Below are 16,938 nucleotides of genomic sequence, written 5' to 3'. Positions count from 1 at the left end.
AGCAAACGCGAAGGTGTACACACCTTCGCGTTTGGCAGGCGTTTTGCTTGGCAAAACAAGCCCCAATTCGCTATACGGCGAACAGGGTGGGCTGCCACAAACTGTGCCCCAGTTGAGGCGGTGCCGATTCGGCTCAAGCGACGCTGGGGCCGGCACCGGATGAGCAAGTTTGTTGTTTTTCTGGATTTTTCGGGCGAGCCGCCAGGGGCCTCCGGGCCCTGGTAGATGAAGGAGATTGACGGCACATGCGGAGCGCATCGGGAGGTCCCCGCGTCTTATTGAGACGGCTCCGCGAAACCATGGCGGAGCAGGTCTCGGCCCAAGAGCGGCTGGACAAGATCGTGGTGCTGATCGCCGCCAACATGGTGGCCGAGGTGTGCTCGGTCTATGTGCTGCGCATCGACAACACGCTCGAGCTCTACGCCACCGAAGGTCTCAACCGCGAGGCGGTGCACCACACCGTGCTGAGCGCCCATGAGGGCCTGGTCGGCCTCGTCGCCAGCGAAGCGACGCCGCTCAACCTGAGCGATGCGCAGAGCCACCCCGCCTTCTCGTTCCGCCCCGAGACCGGCGAAGAAATCTATCACTCCTTCCTCGGCGTGCCGATCCTGCGCGCCGGCAACACGCTCGGCGTGCTGGTGGTGCAGAACCGCGCCAAGCGCAACTATGTCGAGGAGGAGCTGGAGGCACTCCAGACCACCGCCATGGTGCTGGCGGAGCTGATCGCCTCCGGCGAGCTGTCCGCACTGGCCCAGCCCGGCCTCGAGCCGGCGGCGCGCCATTCCACCCAGAAGGTCGGCGCCATCCTGTCGGACGGCATCGCGCTCGGTCATGTCGTGCTGCACGAGCCGCGTGTCGTCATCAAGGACTACATCGCCGAGGATCTGCCGAAGGAGATCAAGCGGCTCGACAGCGCGCTCGCCAAGCTGCGCTCCGACCTCGATCGCATGCTGGAGCGCGGCGACGTCGCCGACGGCGGCGAGCACCGCGACGTGCTCGAAGCCTACCGCATGTTCGCCAACGACCAGGGTTGGTCGCACAAGCTGCACGAAGCGGTCGCCACGGGTCTCACCGCCGAGGCTGCGGTCGAGCGCGTGCAGTCCGACACCCGCGCGCGCATGCTGCGCTCGACCGATCCCTATTTGCGCGACCGCCTGCACGATCTGGAGGATCTCGGCTATCGCCTGATGCGGCAGCTCGTCGGCCAGGACCACGCGCCCTCGCGCGAGCACTTGCCCGACAATGCCATCGTCATCGCGCGCGCGATGGGCCCGGCGGCGCTGCTCGACTACGACCGCAAGCGCTTGCGCGGCATCGTGCTGGAGGAAGGCACCGCCAATTCCCACGTCTCGATCGTGGCGCGCGCGCTCGGCATTCCCGCAGTCGGTGAAGTGCCGAACGCGCCCGGCATCGCCGATCCCGGCGACGCCATCATCGTCGACGGCACCTCCGGCTCGATCTATGTGCGCCCCTCGCAGGAGATCGAGGCCGCCTATGCTGAGCGCGTGCGCTTCCGCGCCCGCCGGCAGGCGCAGTATCTGGCGCTGCGCGACAGGCCCTGCGTGACCAAGGACGGCCAGAAGGTCGAGCTGTTGATCAATGCGGGTCTCGCCATCGACCTGCCCCATATCGACGACACCGGCAGCGGCGGCATCGGACTGTTCCGCACCGAGCTGCAATTCATGGTGGGGCAGAGCCTGCCGCGCACCAGCGACCAGCTCGCGCTGTACCGCGCCGTGCTCGATGCCGCAGGCAGCAAGCCCGTCACCTTCCGCACGCTGGATATCGGCGGCGACAAGGCGCTGCCCTATATGGAGACCGTGATCGAGGAAAATCCCGCGCTGGGCTGGCGTGCGATCCGGCTCGGGCTGGACCGCCCCGGGCTGCTGCGCGGCCAGATCCGCGCGCTCTTGCGCGCCGGCGGCGGCCGCGCGCTGCGGATCATGTTCCCAATGATCTCCGAGGTCGCCGAATTCGACGCCGCCAAGGCACTAGTCGAGCGCGAGCTGACTTACTTGCGCCAGCACGGCCACACGCTGCCGGAGCGTATCGACATCGGCACCATGGTCGAGGTGCCGGCGCTGCTCTATCAGCTCGACGAGCTCCTGAAGAAGGTCGACTTCATCTCGGTCGGCTCCAACGACCTGTTCCAGTTCCTGTTCGCGGTCGACCGCGGCAACGCCAAGGTCTCGGAACGCTTCGACACCATGTCGGCGCCGATCCTGCGCGTGCTGCGCGAGATCGCGCGCAAGTCGAACGCGGCGCAGAAATCGCTCTCGCTCTGCGGCGAGATGGCCTCCAAGCCGATCGGTGCTCTGGCACTGATCGCGATGGGCTATCGCTCGCTGTCGCTCTCGGCCACGGCGCTCGGTCCGGTCAAGGCGATGATCATCGATCTCGATGCGAAGAAGGCCGAGGCGATGCTCGGCCCCTTGCTGGACGCGCCTACGGGCAGCGTCTCGATCCGGCAGAAGCTGACGGAGTTCGCCGAAGCCGAGGGGCTGGCGTTGTAGCGGGCCGGTTCGCTTCGCTTCCGCCTTGCCCTCCGTCCGCTCTTTGAGACTGAACCGATGTCGTTACTCCCCGAAGCCAAACTGGACGTCCTGCTCGCGCACCACGCCTCGCTCGAAGCCGAATCGCTCGGCCAACTCGCTTCCGAGCGCTATGTGCAAATCACGCGCGAGCTCGCCGAGATCAGCCCGCTGATCGAGGCGGTGAAGGCCTATCGTTCTGCCGTGAAAGAGCTCGCCGACACCGAGGCGCTGATCGCCGATCCCGCAACCGACGCCGAGATGCGCGGCATGGCGGAAGCCGAGCGCGACGAGCTCAATCGCAGAATCGAGGAGCTCGTCCAAGAAATCCGTGTCGCGCTGCTGCCCAAGGACGCCATGGATGATCGCAACGTGGTGCTGGAAATTCGCGCCGGCACCGGCGGCGACGAGGCTTCGCTGTTCGCCGGCGACCTGTTCCGGATGTACGAACGCTTTGCCAGTTTGCAGGGCTGGAAGGTCGAGGTGATCTCGGCCAGCGAAGGCACCGTCGGCGGCTACAAGGAAATCATCGCCGAGGTGCAGGGCCGCGGCGCGTTCTCGAAGCTGAAATTCGAATCCGGCGTGCATCGGGTGCAGCGCGTGCCCGACACCGAGACGCAGGGGCGCATCCACACTTCCGCCGCCACCGTCGCGGTGCTGCCGGAGGTCGAGGACGTCGACGTCGACATCAAGAACGATGACCTGCGGATCGAGACCATGCGCGCGCAAGGCGCGGGCGGGCAGCACGTCAACAAGACCGAATCGGCGATCCGCATCACCCACATCCCGACCGGGATCGTGGTGATGATGCAGGACAGCCGCTCGCAGCACAAGAACCGCGCCTCTGCGATGAACATCCTGCGCTCGCGCATCTACGATGCCGAGCGCCAGCGGCTCGAGGCCGCGCGCTCGGCCGACCGCAAGGAGAAGGTCGGCTCCGGTGACCGCAGTGAGCGCATCCGCACCTATAATTTCCCGCAAGGACGCGTCACCGACCACCGCATCAACCTGACGCTCTACAAGCTACCGCAGGTGATCGCGGGCGAGGCGCTCGGCGAGTTGATCGATGCACTGACCACCGAGCACCAGGCCGCCCAGCTCGCAGCGCAAGGTGCCGCGGCCTGAGCCCGGCTTCAGCGCGCTTTGGCCCGGAACGATCGCAGGATCCTGCTCAAGGCTGGCGTTGCGGCACGCAGCTCGTCCAGATGAATCCGCGAGAGCGAGCGCAGCTTCTGCTCGCCCCTGGCCGTCAGCTTGACCAGCACGCGCCTTGCATCCTGCGGATCGGCCTCCCGTACGATCAGCTTCAACTTGGTCATGCGATCCATCAGCTCCACGGCCGTGTGGTGCCGGATCAGGAGGAAGCGCGCGAGGTCGCCGACGCTTGCGGCCTCGTGGCCAGCAAATCCCTTGATCGCCAACAGCGCCTGGTGCTGCTGCGGTGTCAGGCCGGCGCGCTTGGCCGCGGCTTCACTGAATGCCAGGAAGGTTCGGAGCTGGTAGCGAAACTGCGCAAGCGCCGCATAGTCGGACTCCCGCATCGCGCCGCCCTTTGAGGGCCACACAGACACCGGGCGTTCCTTCTTCCGCTTCGATTGAGCCATCCCTGCCTTCTGCCTCAACTCGCGCGACGCGACGACGTCCCTTTCGGCGGCTGCTTCATTCGTCAGCAGGGAAGGCGAAGGTGCGCTCGTCCCAGAAGACCTCGAAGCCGGGAAACTCGCCGCGGAGGATTTTCGCGAAGACATTCTGAGCGTCATATGCCGTCATGGGTCTTGCCGTCGCCGCCGGCGCGATCAAACGCGATCATGTCCGTTGACGCAAGCGCAGCCGCCGATCTATCCACGATGCCAGGCAGGATAGCTTCATTGGCGACAGATTCCGAATTCGGCAGCAGTATCGAGAACGCGCGGCGGATCCTGGCGGCACGGCTGCAGTCGGCCGGCATCGAGAACGCAGGCCTCGACGCGCGCCTGCTCGTGGGCGCCGCACTGAACCTCGATCTGACCGGCATGATCTCGCAGGCAGCGCGACAGCTCACGCCCGAGGAAGCCGTACGGCTCGAGCAATATGCGCAGCGCCGGCTCGCACATGAGCCTGTCGCACGCATTCTCGGCACGCGGGAATTCTGGGGCCTGCCGTTTCGATTGTCCGAGGCGACGCTGGTGCCGCGGCCGGACACAGAGACCGTCGTCGAGCTGGCGCTGGAGATTTTTCGCGAGCTCCCGGCATCGGGACGACGCCCGCGGATCGCCGATATTGGCGTCGGGTCAGGCGCCATCCTGCTCTCATTGCTGCACGAGATTCCCGAAGCCTTCGGCGTCGGCACCGATGTCAGCCTGACGGCGCTCGGCACGGCGCGCGAGAATGCGGCGGCTCTCGGGCTTTCCGACCGCACCGGATTCGTCGCGTGCTACTATGCGGCGGCCCTTTCGGGTCCGTTCGACCTGATCGTGTCGAACCCGCCCTACATTGCTTCGGCGGACATCGCGAATTTGAGCGCGGAGGTCCGCGACCACGACCCGCACCTTGCGCTCGACGGCGGCCATGACGGCTTCGACGCCTATCGCGCCTTGATCCCGCAAGCGGCGGAACGTCTCGCGCCCGGCGGGGCACTGATCGTCGAGGCGGGACAGGGTCAGGCTCAGGGCATTGAAACCTTGATGGCAGCAGCCGCGTTATCGATGGACAGGCCAGCAAGGGCCGATCTGGCGGGTGTTCCAAGGGCGGTTTCGGCCCGAAAAATGACCCCATAAAAGCCCGATTGGACTGTAAAAACCTCTTGGAATATCCCGTGGGAACGACTACGTTCCGTTCAACACATCGGTACCGGCCCCGTAGACTTACGGGCGAAAGCCGGGCTCTCAGGGCGAGAGCTTTACTGATTAACGGTTCCAAGCCGCAGGTCCTGTTAAGCGCGATGGCCCGTGGAGCTGCGCAGCTTTCCGACCGCAACGTGAACGAAAGCCTGATATTGCGCTTGAAGATTTACGCAAGAAAGCTGGGCTTGTTTCGGCAGGCGAAATGAGTGGGTTCGCTGGCGATGGATGCTGGCGGTGGGGAACGCGTCTTTGTTGAGCGCGACGGTCGACGAACATTGGCAGGGCTTAGGCCGCTCTTGCGCGCGGTGCGCACGAGAAATGTGAGCCGTTGCCGTTAGGTCGCTCTCAGCAGTCAGTAAATGCGTGTAACTTTTAGGGCTGGAATTAAAGGCAGGACATGAGAAACGGTCAGAACAAGCAGCGGATGCGCAACCGCAATAACAATAACAATAACCGGCGCGGCCAGAACCCGATGACCCGGGTCTACGAATCCAACGGACCCGACATCAAGATCCGCGGCACGGCTTCGCATATCGCCGAAAAATACCTTCAACTCGCGCGCGATGCGCGTTCCTCCGGCGACCCCGTCGCGGCCGAGAATTACTACCAGCACGCCGAGCACTATTTCCGGATGATCGCGGCGGCCCAGGAGCAGTTCCGCCAGAACCAGCAGCAGCCGCGCGGCGAGGGGATCGTCAGCGAGGACAGCGAGGACGACGGCGAGAGTTTCTCGAATTTCGGCCAGGAGCCGGGCTTCGTTCCGCAGCCGCAGCAGCAGCCCTATCAGCAGCGTGACCGCGACGGCCAGCGCGACAACCAGCAACCCTATCAGCGCGACCAGCAGCAGCCGCGCGAGCACCGCGAACGCGAGCATCGTCCGCAGCCGCAATATCAGCAGCCGCAACCGCAGAACCAGCCGCAGCCGGTGATATCGGATGCCGGCAGCGTCGACCGGCTGCCGTCCTTCATCACCGGCGCACAGCCGCAGGTGAACGGCGGCCAGGGCAGCGGCTTCGAGGGTGGCGGCGAGCGCTATCCGCGCCGGCGCCGCCGGCCGCATGGCCCGCGCCCGGAGCGCGAGCGCGAGACTGCTCCGGCCGGATCGAGCGACGATCTCGCCCCCGGCGAGTAAGCGGCAATCTCCCTCGGATGAATCGAACGACGATGTCCCGGCCTCGCCGGGACATCGTGTTTTTGAAGCACGATCAGTTTGCCTGAATCGGTGCGAACCGCGGCGCCGATCGCCTCTCGCGCAGGGAGACTTTTAGCTGCGCGTCGCCGTCGTCGAGGACGGCACCAGCACTGGCTTCGTCAGGGCGGGAATCAGCCGCGCCCGCTCGCGCTTCGCAGGGATCGCGCGATAGACCTGCTTGGTAGCTTCGACGATGTGGACGCCGGCAAAGGGCAGCGACAGCGCCGCACCGACGCGCTCCCACATATGCGCCGATTTCAGCACCCACCCGCCGGCATAGGGCGGCATGAACAACGCCTCGCCCCAGGCGGTCGGCGTGAACCAGGTCTGGCGTAACAGGTCGGTGATCTGCGAACGCGAATAGGGCCGGCCGTGGCCGAACGGCGTGTTGTCGGTGCGGGTCCACACCCCACGCCGGTTCGGGATGACCGCAATCACGCGGCCGGACGGCGACAGCACCCGCCACACCTCGCGGAGCAGCGCGGCCGGGTCGTCCGACATCTCCAGCGCATGGACGAGGAGGATGCGGTCGACCGCGGCGTCCGGCAACGGCAGCGAGAATTCGTCGACCAGCGAGGCCAGCGCCGGCCGCCCGGTGGGCCATTTCAGCACGCCCTGGGCCGCCGGCATGAAGGCGATGCAACGCTCCGCATCCTCACGGAACAATCCGAGATAAGGCGTCGGGTAGCCGATGCCGAGCACCCGCTGCCCCTCGGTATTGGGCCAGCGCTCCTTGATGCCGCGATTGATCAATTGCCGCGCCACGATCCCGAGGCGGCGGGAGTAGAACTCGCGCAGATCAACGACGTCGATGCTCATGACGGCAATGTAACACGTGGGCGGCAACCTGAGCGCGCCGAATATTGCATTGCCTGCGCAACGTTAACGCCATATCTGTCAGGCGGGGCTGAGCGCGATGGAGATGTCATGGCCGCCGAGATTCGTACTTTTGGCTGTTTAAACGACAATTTCGGCTATCTGATCCACGATGTGGAAACCAAGGCGACGGCGTCGATCGACGCGCCGGAGGCCGGTCCCATCCTGAAGGCGCTGGAGCGCGAGGGCTGGCAACTCACCGACATCCTGATCACCCATCACCATGGCGATCATGTCGGCGGGGTCGCCGAACTCAAGCAGAAATACAACTGCCGCGTCGTCGCGCCGCACGACAAGACGACGGCAATCGCCGATGTCGACCTGCGCGTCGTCAATGCCGACATCGTCAAGATCGGCAACTTGCTGGCGCGCGTGCTGGAGACGCCCGGCCACACGCTCGACCATATCTCCTACGTGTTCGATACGGAGAAGACGGTGTTCGCCGCCGACACGCTGTTCTCGATCGGCTGCGGCCGCGTGTTCGAAGGCACTTATCCGATGATGTGGGATTCGCTGCTCAAGCTGCGCGCCCTGCCCGACGACTTCAAGCTCTATTGCGGCCACGAATACACCGCCTCCAACGTCAAGTTCGCCCTCACCATCGAGCCCGACAATCCGGCGCTCCAGGCGCGCGCGGCCGAGGTTGCAAAGCTCCGCGCCGAGAACAAGCCCACGATTCCCTCACTGCTTGGTGATGAGAAGCGAGCAAACGTGTTCCTGCGGGCTGATGAACCGTCGGTCGCAGCCAAGCTACACATGAAGGGCGCGGATGCCGCCGCGGTGTTCGGCGAATTGCGCGAGCGCAAGAACAAGTCCTGACGGGGATCGATGCCGACCGCAGCCGAGATCATCGCGCGCCTTGAGCTCAGACCTCATCCCGAAGGTGGGCACTATCGCGAGACGTTCCGCGATCAGGGCACGGATGCCAACGGGCGGTCGCGTTCGACCTCGATCTATTTCCTGCTCGCGCGAGGCGAGCGCTCGCACTGGCATCGTATCGATGCCGTCGAGATCTGGCACTATTATGCCGGCAGTCCGCTGATGCTGCGTATCGCGCATGAAGGCTGCACCCGGCACGACGTGCGGCTCGGCACCGACCTGGTCGGCGGCGAGCGGCCGCAGGCGATCGTGCCGGCGCAGGCCTGGCAGATGGCGGAGACCACCGGCGAATGGACCTTGGTCGGCTGCACCGTCGCCCCGGCATTCGAGTTCGCCAAGTTCGAGCTCGCGCCAGCGGGCTGGGAGCCGTAGCCCTAAATTGTCATTCCGGGGCGATGCGACGGGACCGCGCAAGGCGCGGCCCGGAATGACATTCACCGCTTCCGCAACACCATGTCCTTCGCCGCAATCAGGCCGCCGCCGGCGATCAGGATCGCGGCAACGGCGATGTTCGCGCTGGCCTTAGCAAAGCCGGCGGCAATGAGGAAGCCGGTCGACAAGAGCGGCGTCGCGTAGGAGGCGGCCCCCAGCACGCGAATGTCGCCGCGCTTCATGCCGATGTCCCAGGCATAGAACGCCGCGCCCACCGGGCCGACGCCGAGCGCGAAGACGGAGAGCCATTGCAGCATCGTCTCCGGCCAGACCGTGGCCTCGAGCGCAAGGTGCATCAGCGCAGCGAGCGCCGCGGTGGCGAGACAGAAGCCGGCCACAGCATCGGTCGGCACCGCCTTCAACCGGCGCGACATCACTGAATAGCTCGCCCAGACGAAGGCCGCGATGAAGGCCGCGATCAGCCCAGGCAACTGGCCCTGCGCGAAACCGCTCGTGTTGCCGGCGAACAGCAGCACGGTGCCGACGAGGCCGAGCACCGCGCCAATGACATGATGCACGGCAAGACGTTCGCCCGGCAGGAAGGACGAAAACAGCACGATCAGCAGCGGCCAGAGATAGTTGAGCAGGCCGGCTTCGGCCGGCGGCGCGAAGCGGAGCGCGAGAAAATAAAGCGCGTGATAGCCGAACAACCCGCCGATGCCGACCACCCACACGGCCGGCGGCTGGCGCAGGCTCAGCGCCGCGTCGCTGCGTCCGATCCAGGTGAGCAGACCGACGAGACCACCGATCGCAAAGGTCATCGCCGCGAGCTGGAACGCCGGCATCGTCCCGGTCGCAACCGTCATCACCGCCAGCAGCGACCACATCAGGATCGCGGTCAATCCTATCAGCGTAGCGGTACGGGATGTCATCGATCAAAGGGCTCTGAGGACGCGGATGCCCGGCACGAGGCCGGGCACGGCGCCTTCATTACCCTCTTGTTGCGCCCAGCGCTATATCAGGCGTGATACTGGCCGCCGTTGATTGTCAGCGTCGAGCCGGTGATGAAGCCGGCCTCTTCGGCGGCGAGGAACACCACGGCGCGCGCGATCTCCTCGGGCTCGCCGAGGCGGTTGACAGGGATCTGCGGGATGACGTTCTTCTCCAGCACGTCCTTCGGCACGGCCTGCACCATCTCGGTGTTGATGTAGCCCGGCGCGATGACGTTGACGGTGATGCCGCCCTTGGCATTCTCCAGCGCCAGCGCCTTGGTGAAGCCGATGTCGCCGGCCTTGGCCGCGGAATAGTTGACCTGGCCGAACTGCCCCTTCTGACCGTTGATCGACGAGATCGAGATGATGCGGCCGAACTTGCGGGCACGCATGCCTTCGATGACCTGGCGCGTCATGTTGAACAGCGAACCAAGATTGGTATTAATCACGGCGTTCCACTGCTCGAGCGTCATCTTGTGGAAGGCTGTGTCGCGGGTGATACCGGCATTGTTGACGAGCACGTCGACGGGACCGAGATCGGCTTCGACCTGCTTGACGCCCGCCGCGCACGCGTCGAACGACGCGACATCCCATTTGTAGACGGAGATACCGGTCTCGGCCTTGAACTTCTCGGCGGCCGCATCATTACCGGCATAGCTCGCCGCGACGTTGTAGCCGGCCGCTTTAAGGGCCTTGCTGATCGCCGCTCCGATACCGCGCGTTCCGCCCGTCACCAGTGCAACACGTGCCATGTCGATTTCCTTCCCTTGGACTTGTCTCGGATGTCTTCTTGGACGCTTCTGAGTGATCGTTTTTAACTGCGGATTATGCGGTAGGTTTGACGGACATCAAGAACAAAACGCCCGGCGTCGAGCCGGGCGTTTGTCTTTAATCGAGGCGCGCGTCGTTGCGAAGAATATTTGGTTTGCAACCGCCGCCTTTTTAGTCGCGTGCAACGCACGCGCCTACGTTTGCAGCGCACGCGCGTCAGTTACGCGTAAGGTCCTCGTTAGTCGCGCGCGAGGCACATCGCGATGCCCATGCCACCGCCGATGCAGAGCGTCGCAAGACCCTTCTTCGAATCGCGCTTCTGCATCTCGTGCAACAGCGTCACCAGCACGCGCGCGCCGGAGGCGCCGATCGGATGGCCGATCGCAATCGCGCCGCCGTTGACGTTGACCTTGGAGGTATCCCAGCCGAGATCCTTGTTGACGGCGCAGGCCTGCGCCGCGAAGGCCTCGTTGGCCTCGATCAGGTCGAGGTCGCCGACGCTCCAGCCGGCCTTCTTCAGCGCGGCGCGCGAGGCCGGGATCGGGCCCGAGCCCATGATCTTCGGATCGACGCCGGCCTGCGCCCAGGACACGATGCGCGCGAGCGGCTTCTTGCCTTCCTTGGCAGCCTGCTTCGCCGTCATCAGCACCACCGCGGCGGCGCCGTCATTGATGCCGGAGGCCGAGCCCGCGGTGACCGTGCCGTCCTTCTCGAAGGCCGGCTTGAGCTTTGCCATCGCGTCGAGCGTCGCGCCGTGACGCGGATATTCGTCGGCGCTGACGACGACGTCGCCCTTGCGGGTCTTGATGGTGACGGGGACGATCTCGTCGTTGAACTTGCCGGCCTTCTGTGCGGCCTCGGCCTTCTGCTGCGAGGCGACCGCGAACTCGTCCTGCTGGGCGCGGGTGATCTGCCACTGGCGCGCGACATTCTCTGCGGTATTGCCCATGTGGTAGCCGTTGAACGCATCCCACAGGCCGTCCTTGATCATGGTGTCGACGAATTCGACCGCACCCATCTTGACGCCGCCGCGCAGGTACTGGGCGTGCGGGGCCATGCTCATGGATTCCTGGCCGCCGGCGACCACGACTTCGGAGTCGCCGTTGACGAGCGCCTGGTAACCGAGCGCGACCGAGCGCAGGCCCGAGCCGCAAAGCTGGTTGACGCCCCAGGCCGGGCTCTCCACCGGAATGCCGGCGGAGATCGCTGCCTGGCGGGCCGGGTTCTGGCCCTGAGCGGCGGTCAGGATCTGACCCATGATGACTTCGGAGACGCGGCCGGGCTCGATGCCGCCGCGCTCCAGCGCGGCCTTGATGGCGATGGCGCCGAGATCGTGGGCGGGAAGGGTCGCGAACGCTCCGTTGAAGCTTCCGACCGGGGTGCGGGCGGCGCTGACGATGACAACATCGTCTGACATGGGCATCTCCTGGGGCTTGAGGTTCTTTGAAATGGGGGCAGGCGGGCGATAGGAAAAGGCTCGCCAGTCTCAATCGGCATCCTGTTAACGTCGTTGCGGCATGTCAATCGGACCGGAAGCAGATTCATACTGCAGCGCACTCAAAACAGCGTTCTTGGCGATTTCGCAAGCAGCTTTTTGCTTCGCAATTAACCGTGGCGCACAAAACGGTAGCGTGAGCCCTTTGAAAATGCTTATTTTGTTGCGTTGCGTACTCTTCCCGCCCTGCGGCATAGCCCGTCGGGTTCCCGTTCTCAGCGTTTGCAAGTGAGAGCCCATGGCGAAATCAGACCAACCCACCACCATCAAGAAATACGCGAACCGCCGGCTCTATAACACCGGAACGAGTACCTATGTGACGCTGGAAGATCTCGCCGCGATGGTGAAGGATGGCGAGGATTTCCTGGTCTATGACGCCAAGACCGGCGACGACATCACCCGCTCCGTGCTCGCCCAGATCATCTTCGAGCAGGAGAACAAGGCCGGCCAGAACCTGCTGCCGACTACCTTCCTGCGCCAGCTCATCCGTTTTTATGGCGACAGCATGCAGATGGTGGTGCCGAAATATCTCGAGCAGTCGATCGCGACGCTGACCCAGGAGCAGGAGAAGTTCCGCAAGCAACTCGCCAACACGCTCTCCGGCACTCCCTTTGCTCCGTTGGAAGAACAGGTTCGCCGCAACATGGAGCTGTTTCAGCAGACCTTTTCGATGTTCAAGCCGTTCGCACCGTCGGCGCGCCCTGCGGCAAATCCGGAGCCGGAGCCCGATGCGAACGCCGAGCCGCCGAAGGACAACAACATCGACGACCTGCGCCAGCAGATGAAGGAAATGCAGGAACGCCTCGAGCGGATGTCGAAGAAGGACGAGTAGATCTTTCCCTCATCTTTGCGGCCCACGGGCATGGACCCCGTACTCTAGCCCGACAGCACCACAATGTCGTCCTGGCGAAAGCCAGCACGACGCTGGGGGACGTTGTGCCTCCATCCCCTCATCTTGCGCCGCGAGGCTCATACCTCAGGGTGACTGTGATGGACTGGTGCGCGTGGCATTGCAGGTACGGCTTCGCATTCGCGCGCCCAATGGCTGCGGCCGCCAATTCTCAGCGTCCCCAGTCACCCTCCGTAAACTACTGCGCTTAAGGGAATTTTCCCGGGTGTTCGCTACCCTGGCGTGCCAGTTACGTCGCGTTAAGTGCATTGCCCGCCGAGAAGCCGCCGATCCCATGACGTCGACCCGCAACAACGAGCTCGGTGTCCGCCGCGCGCAGGGCGCAGAGGCGCTGCTCGCACTGAGCCAGCTTGCCCTCGACCGCATGGAGCAAGGCGTCTGCGTCTACGACGCCGACAACCGGATCGTGCTGCTCAACTGCCGCTATCGCGAACTGTTCGACCTGTCGCCGGACGTCGTCCGGCAAGGGACGAGCTACCGCGAGGTGCTCGCGCACAGCGCGACGCGCGGCAATTTTCCGGAGGGCGAGCTCGATACGCTGTACGCCTCGCGCATCGCGCAGATCGCGGCCGGTAAGCCGTTCCGCGTCGAGCAGCGGCTTGCCGGCGGCCTCGTCATGGCGCTCGATCTGAAGCCACTTCCCGGCGGCGGCTGGATGACGATCTGCGACGATGTCACCCGACACGCGAGGCTCGAGGCGGAACTGCAAATTCAGACCGAGCGCAGCCAGCATGCGCTCGCCAACATGTCGCACGGCCTCATCATGTACGATGCCGACAGCCGCGTCGTCGTCTGCAACGAGCGATTCCTTCGCCTCTACAACCTCGACGCCGACGTCGTGAAGCCGGGCGTCGCGCACGGCACGGTGATCGAACACTGGATCTCGCGCGGCAATCTGCCGGACATGTCCGCAAACGACTTCCACGACGCTCGGCTTGACGACATCCGCAGCAGGAACGCAAAATCGCTGCTCGTGATGCGCTATGACGGACGCATGGTGCAGGCGGTGTCCCGCTTCCTGCCCGACGGCGGCTGGGTGACGGTGCATGAGGACGTCACCGAGCGGCTGCGGTATGAGGAAGCACTGCGACAGCAGAATTTGATCCTCGATGCGGCGCTGGAGAACATGGCGCACGGGCTCGCCTTCTATGACAGCGACATGCGCCTGCGCGTCTGCAACACCACCTACCGGAAGATCTACATGCTGTCGCCGGAGGAGACCAAGCCCGGCACACATCTCGCCGAACTAATCGAGCGATCGATCGCGAACGGCGCGTTCTCCTCCGAATACAGCCCGCAGCAGGTCCTCGAGGCCGCTCGCGTTCGGATCGCGAGCGGCGACTCCGCGCCAATGCGCCGACGCATGTCGAACAACACCGTCATCTCGGTGCGCTATTGCGCGCTGCCCGAGGGCGGATTCGTCGCCACCTACGAGGACATCACCGAGCGCGAGCGCGCGGTGGAGGAGCTGAGCGAACAGTATCGCCGGTTCGACGCGGCGCTGAACAACATGAGCCAGGGCCTGTGCATGCTCGACGCGAGCCTGCGCGTCATCGTCTGCAACCGCCGCTACATCGAGATGTACAGCCTGTCGCCCGACATCGTGAAGCCCGGCGTCTCGATGCGCGAGATCATGGAGCATAGCTGCTCGCTCGGCAACCATCCGAACACCACGGGCGTGCAGCTCTATGCCGATTACGTCGAGCGGCTGCGCGAGGGCGAGCACACGCTGCACCGCCACCTAAGCGACGGCCGCATCATCAAGCTCAATCACAAGCGCATGGCGCACGGCGGCTGGGTCGTCACCTATGAGGACGTCACCGAGCGCCACAAGGCGCAGGCCCGCGTCGCGCACATGGCGCGGCACGATTCGCTCACCGACCTGCCTAACCGAACGCTGTTCCGCGAGAAGATGAGCGAGGGACTGAACCAGGTCGCGGTCGCCGGCGGCGCCATGGCCGTACTGTGCTTCGACCTCGACAACTTCAAGACGGTCAACGACCGGCTCGGGCACGCCGCCGGCGACCGGCTCTTGCGCTGGGTGGCAGCGCGGCTGAAGGAGAATGTCGGCGAGCACGACACGGTCGCGCGCCTCGGCGGCGACGAGTTCGCGGTGCTGCAACGCGCACCCCAGCCGCAAGCCGCCGAGCAGCTTGCGCGTCGCCTGGTCGAGATCATCGGCTCTCCGCCCCCGCTGGACAGCCAGTCGATCCACATCGGCGTGTCGATCGGCATCGCGATCGCACCCGACCACGGGCTCGACGCGGACGAGCTGATGAAATGCGCCGACCTCGCGCTGTACCAGGCCAAGGCGAGGGGACGCGGCGCCTATCAGCTCTTCGAACCCGAGATGGAGGAGGAGGCGCGCAGCCGGCACCTGCTGGAGCACGACTTACGTGGCGCGCTGGAGGAACGCCAGTTCCATCTGGTGTTCCAGCCGCAAGTTCGTCTCGACACGTCCGAGCTCACCGGCTTCGAGGCGCTCTTACGCTGGAATCATCCGACGCGCGGCCTGGTCTCGCCGGCCGAGTTCATTCCCATCGCGGAAGACAATGGCCTGATCGTCCCGATCGGTGAATGGGCGCTGCGCACGGCCTGCGCCACTGCCGCGTCCTGGCCGGACGTCACCGTCGCAGTCAACCTCTCGCCGGTGCAATTCCGCTCGCGCGGGCTGGTGGCGATGGTCACGAACGCGCTCGCGGAGGCCGGACTGCCGCCGCAGCGGCTCGAGCTCGAAGTCACCGAGACGGCGCTGCTCGACGACAGCGAGGCGACGATCGAGATCCTGCACCAGCTCCGCACGCTCGGAGTGCGCGTCAGCCTCGACGATTTCGGCGTCGGCTACTCATCGCTGAGTTACCTGCGCAAGTTTCCGTTCGATCGCATCAAGATCGACCGCTCCTTCGTCGGCACGCTCGGCGAAAGCCCGGAGAGCGTCGCGATCGTGCGCACCATCGCCAGCTTAGGGGCCGTGCTCGGCGTCGAGACCACGGCGGAAGGCGTCGAGACGGTCGAGCAGCTCGACTTCGTACGTGAATGCGGCTGCACCGCGGTGCAGGGCTATTACTTCGGCAAGCCGTGTTCCGCCATGGAGGTCCGCGGCGTGATCGAGAGGCTGAGCACGATCCGCCGCGTGGCGTGACGCCCCGCTTCACCTCGCCGCTCTTTCTATCGTCACGCCCGAGACGACCTCAGGCGATTGAGCGTGGCACGATCTGCCGATGCGAGCGCATTGCTCCACTCCCGCTCGGAGAGGTCTCCGACCAGGCCGGAAAGACTGATGGCAAGCGCACGAAGCCGCGCATTCTCCTCAAGAAGCAAGAAAACGTCGTTCGACGGGGATTCATCGTCCGAAAAGCTAGCGCCTTCGCAAAGCTGCCTTGACAGGAGTTCGAAAGACTCATCAGGCACGATGTCTTCGGCAGAGGAAATAGGCTTCTGTCTGTCATGACGGAGCAAATCTTCATCACTCATGGCAAATTCCCCAACTCAGGACACGCCCCCAACCGCATTTTGATACATTCGATTGAGTCGGCGGCGGATTTGAGTCCGAAATGGGCTCGTACGATGTACGCCTCGTGTCCCTGGTGCCTCACTCGCTCATTCGTTCGCTTCACCGGCGTCTTTCAGACCGGCTCGCAGTGCGGTCACGACGCGATGGGCCATTTCGATATCCCTGACCGACAATCCGTTCGCCAGCCCGTTGACCCACGGGACCTGCAAGCGGCTGGCGGCATCGAAGACCTGCCTGCCCTTGTCGGTGAGGACCACGAGCTGCGCCCGGCGGTGATGCGGATTGGTCTCGAACGCGACGAGACCGTCACGCTCGAGATCGTTGACGATGCGCTGCACGTTCTGGCGGTTGGCGCCGAGATTGCGCGCCAGCCAGGCGACCGGCTCGGGCCGCTCGGCATCGACGATTGCCCCCAGAATCTGCCAGCGCGCGCTGGTGAGACCGAGCCCAGCCACCAGCCGGTCGCCGGCGGTCAGAAGCAGGCCGTTGGCCCGGAACAGGTCGAGGATGAAGCCGGTCAGGGCTTCGCCCGCCGGGGTCCGCTTGGTCTTGCTCATTTGTTACGATATTTCCGTATTGACATC

General features: G+C 64.8%; 15 protein-coding genes and 1 pseudogene. 8 read left to right on the top strand and 8 right to left on the bottom strand.

Features of this window, described 5'->3' with window-relative positions; genetic code table 11:
- Positions 1 to 245 precede the first annotated feature (245 nt).
- Together ptsP and prfA are read left to right on the top strand one after the other, a co-directional pair.
- On the top strand, positions 246 to 2,513 hold the full coding sequence (ptsP, locus tag MTX21_RS27775) for a phosphoenolpyruvate--protein phosphotransferase (protein ID WP_280967834.1): 2,268 nt from the start codon (positions 246 to 248) through the stop codon (positions 2,511 to 2,513).
- Between the two features lie 57 nt (positions 2,514 to 2,570).
- The gene (gene prfA / locus MTX21_RS27770; protein WP_280967833.1) at positions 2,571 to 3,656 is read left to right on the top strand and encodes a peptide chain release factor 1; all 1,086 of its coding nucleotides are present in this window, start codon (positions 2,571 to 2,573) and stop codon (positions 3,654 to 3,656) included.
- A gap of 8 nt (positions 3,657 to 3,664) precedes the next feature.
- Here the strand turns inward: prfA and MTX21_RS27765 are convergent, their stop codons facing one another.
- Together MTX21_RS27765 and MTX21_RS27760 are read right to left on the bottom strand one after the other, a co-directional pair.
- Complete coding sequence (locus MTX21_RS27765; protein ID WP_280967832.1) at positions 3,665 to 4,135, bottom strand: helix-turn-helix domain-containing protein; 471 nt, start codon at positions 4,133 to 4,135, stop codon at positions 3,665 to 3,667.
- Positions 4,136 to 4,205: 70 nt separating this feature from the next.
- Positions 4,206 to 4,301: pseudogene (locus tag MTX21_RS27760) on the bottom strand (HIT family protein); the annotation flags it as partial.
- A 77-nt stretch (positions 4,302 to 4,378) separates the two neighbouring features.
- Here MTX21_RS27760 and prmC point away from each other — a divergent pair.
- Both prmC and MTX21_RS27750 read left to right on the top strand, forming a co-directional pair.
- Complete coding sequence (gene prmC, locus MTX21_RS27755; protein WP_280971174.1) at positions 4,379 to 5,287, top strand: peptide chain release factor N(5)-glutamine methyltransferase; 909 nt, start codon at positions 4,379 to 4,381, stop codon at positions 5,285 to 5,287.
- 463 nt (positions 5,288 to 5,750) lie between these two features.
- Positions 5,751 to 6,485: a DUF4167 domain-containing protein gene (locus MTX21_RS27750; protein WP_280967831.1), complete on the top strand. Its 735-nt coding sequence runs from the start codon at positions 5,751 to 5,753 to the stop codon at positions 6,483 to 6,485.
- 132 nt (positions 6,486 to 6,617) lie between these two features.
- Here the strand turns inward: MTX21_RS27750 and MTX21_RS27745 are convergent, their stop codons facing one another.
- On the bottom strand, positions 6,618 to 7,364 hold the full coding sequence (locus MTX21_RS27745) for a methyltransferase domain-containing protein (protein ID WP_280967830.1): 747 nt from the start codon (positions 7,362 to 7,364) through the stop codon (positions 6,618 to 6,620).
- Between the two features lie 108 nt (positions 7,365 to 7,472).
- On the opposite strand from MTX21_RS27745, the gene gloB reads away from it, so the two are divergent.
- Both gloB and MTX21_RS27735 read left to right on the top strand, forming a co-directional pair.
- A complete protein-coding gene (gene gloB, locus MTX21_RS27740; protein WP_280967829.1) occupies positions 7,473 to 8,240 on the top strand; it encodes a hydroxyacylglutathione hydrolase in 768 nt (255 codons plus the stop codon).
- 9 nt (positions 8,241 to 8,249) lie between these two features.
- The gene (locus MTX21_RS27735; RefSeq protein ID WP_280967828.1) at positions 8,250 to 8,672 is read left to right on the top strand and encodes a cupin domain-containing protein; all 423 of its coding nucleotides are present in this window, start codon (positions 8,250 to 8,252) and stop codon (positions 8,670 to 8,672) included.
- 62 nt (positions 8,673 to 8,734) lie between these two features.
- Here the strand turns inward: MTX21_RS27735 and MTX21_RS27730 are convergent, their stop codons facing one another.
- The 3 genes from MTX21_RS27730 to MTX21_RS27720 form a co-directional block, all read right to left on the bottom strand.
- A complete protein-coding gene (locus tag MTX21_RS27730) occupies positions 8,735 to 9,604 on the bottom strand; it encodes an EamA family transporter (RefSeq protein ID WP_280967827.1) in 870 nt (289 codons plus the stop codon).
- Between the two features lie 86 nt (positions 9,605 to 9,690).
- The gene (gene phbB / locus MTX21_RS27725; RefSeq protein WP_280967826.1) at positions 9,691 to 10,416 is read right to left on the bottom strand and encodes an acetoacetyl-CoA reductase; all 726 of its coding nucleotides are present in this window, start codon (positions 10,414 to 10,416) and stop codon (positions 9,691 to 9,693) included.
- A 257-nt stretch (positions 10,417 to 10,673) separates the two neighbouring features.
- On the bottom strand, positions 10,674 to 11,852 hold the full coding sequence (locus MTX21_RS27720) for an acetyl-CoA C-acetyltransferase (RefSeq protein ID WP_280967825.1): 1,179 nt from the start codon (positions 11,850 to 11,852) through the stop codon (positions 10,674 to 10,676).
- A gap of 316 nt (positions 11,853 to 12,168) precedes the next feature.
- Here MTX21_RS27720 and phaR point away from each other — a divergent pair, with 316 nt between their 5' ends.
- Positions 12,169 to 12,762, top strand: coding sequence for a polyhydroxyalkanoate synthesis repressor PhaR (gene phaR, locus MTX21_RS27715; protein ID WP_280967824.1), 594 nt, complete (start codon positions 12,169 to 12,171; stop codon positions 12,760 to 12,762).
- Positions 12,763 to 13,114: 352 nt separating this feature from the next.
- Positions 13,115 to 15,982, top strand: coding sequence for a PAS-domain containing protein (locus MTX21_RS27710; RefSeq protein WP_280967823.1), 2,868 nt, complete (start codon positions 13,115 to 13,117; stop codon positions 15,980 to 15,982).
- Between the two features lie 32 nt (positions 15,983 to 16,014).
- Here the strand turns inward: MTX21_RS27710 and MTX21_RS27705 are convergent, their stop codons facing one another.
- Together MTX21_RS27705 and MTX21_RS27700 are read right to left on the bottom strand one after the other, a co-directional pair.
- A complete protein-coding gene (locus tag MTX21_RS27705; RefSeq protein WP_280967822.1) occupies positions 16,015 to 16,314 on the bottom strand; it encodes a hypothetical protein in 300 nt (99 codons plus the stop codon).
- Positions 16,315 to 16,440: 126 nt separating this feature from the next.
- Positions 16,441 to 16,911, bottom strand: a complete 471-nt coding sequence (locus tag MTX21_RS27700; RefSeq protein ID WP_280967821.1) for a MarR family transcriptional regulator — start codon at positions 16,909 to 16,911, stop codon at positions 16,441 to 16,443.
- Between the last annotated feature and the right edge of the window lie 27 nt (positions 16,912 to 16,938).

This window comes from Bradyrhizobium sp. ISRA430, from assembly GCF_029909975.1.
Lineage (GTDB): Bacteria > Pseudomonadota > Alphaproteobacteria > Rhizobiales > Xanthobacteraceae > Bradyrhizobium.
This window is presented reverse-complemented; position numbering and strand designations above follow the sequence as displayed.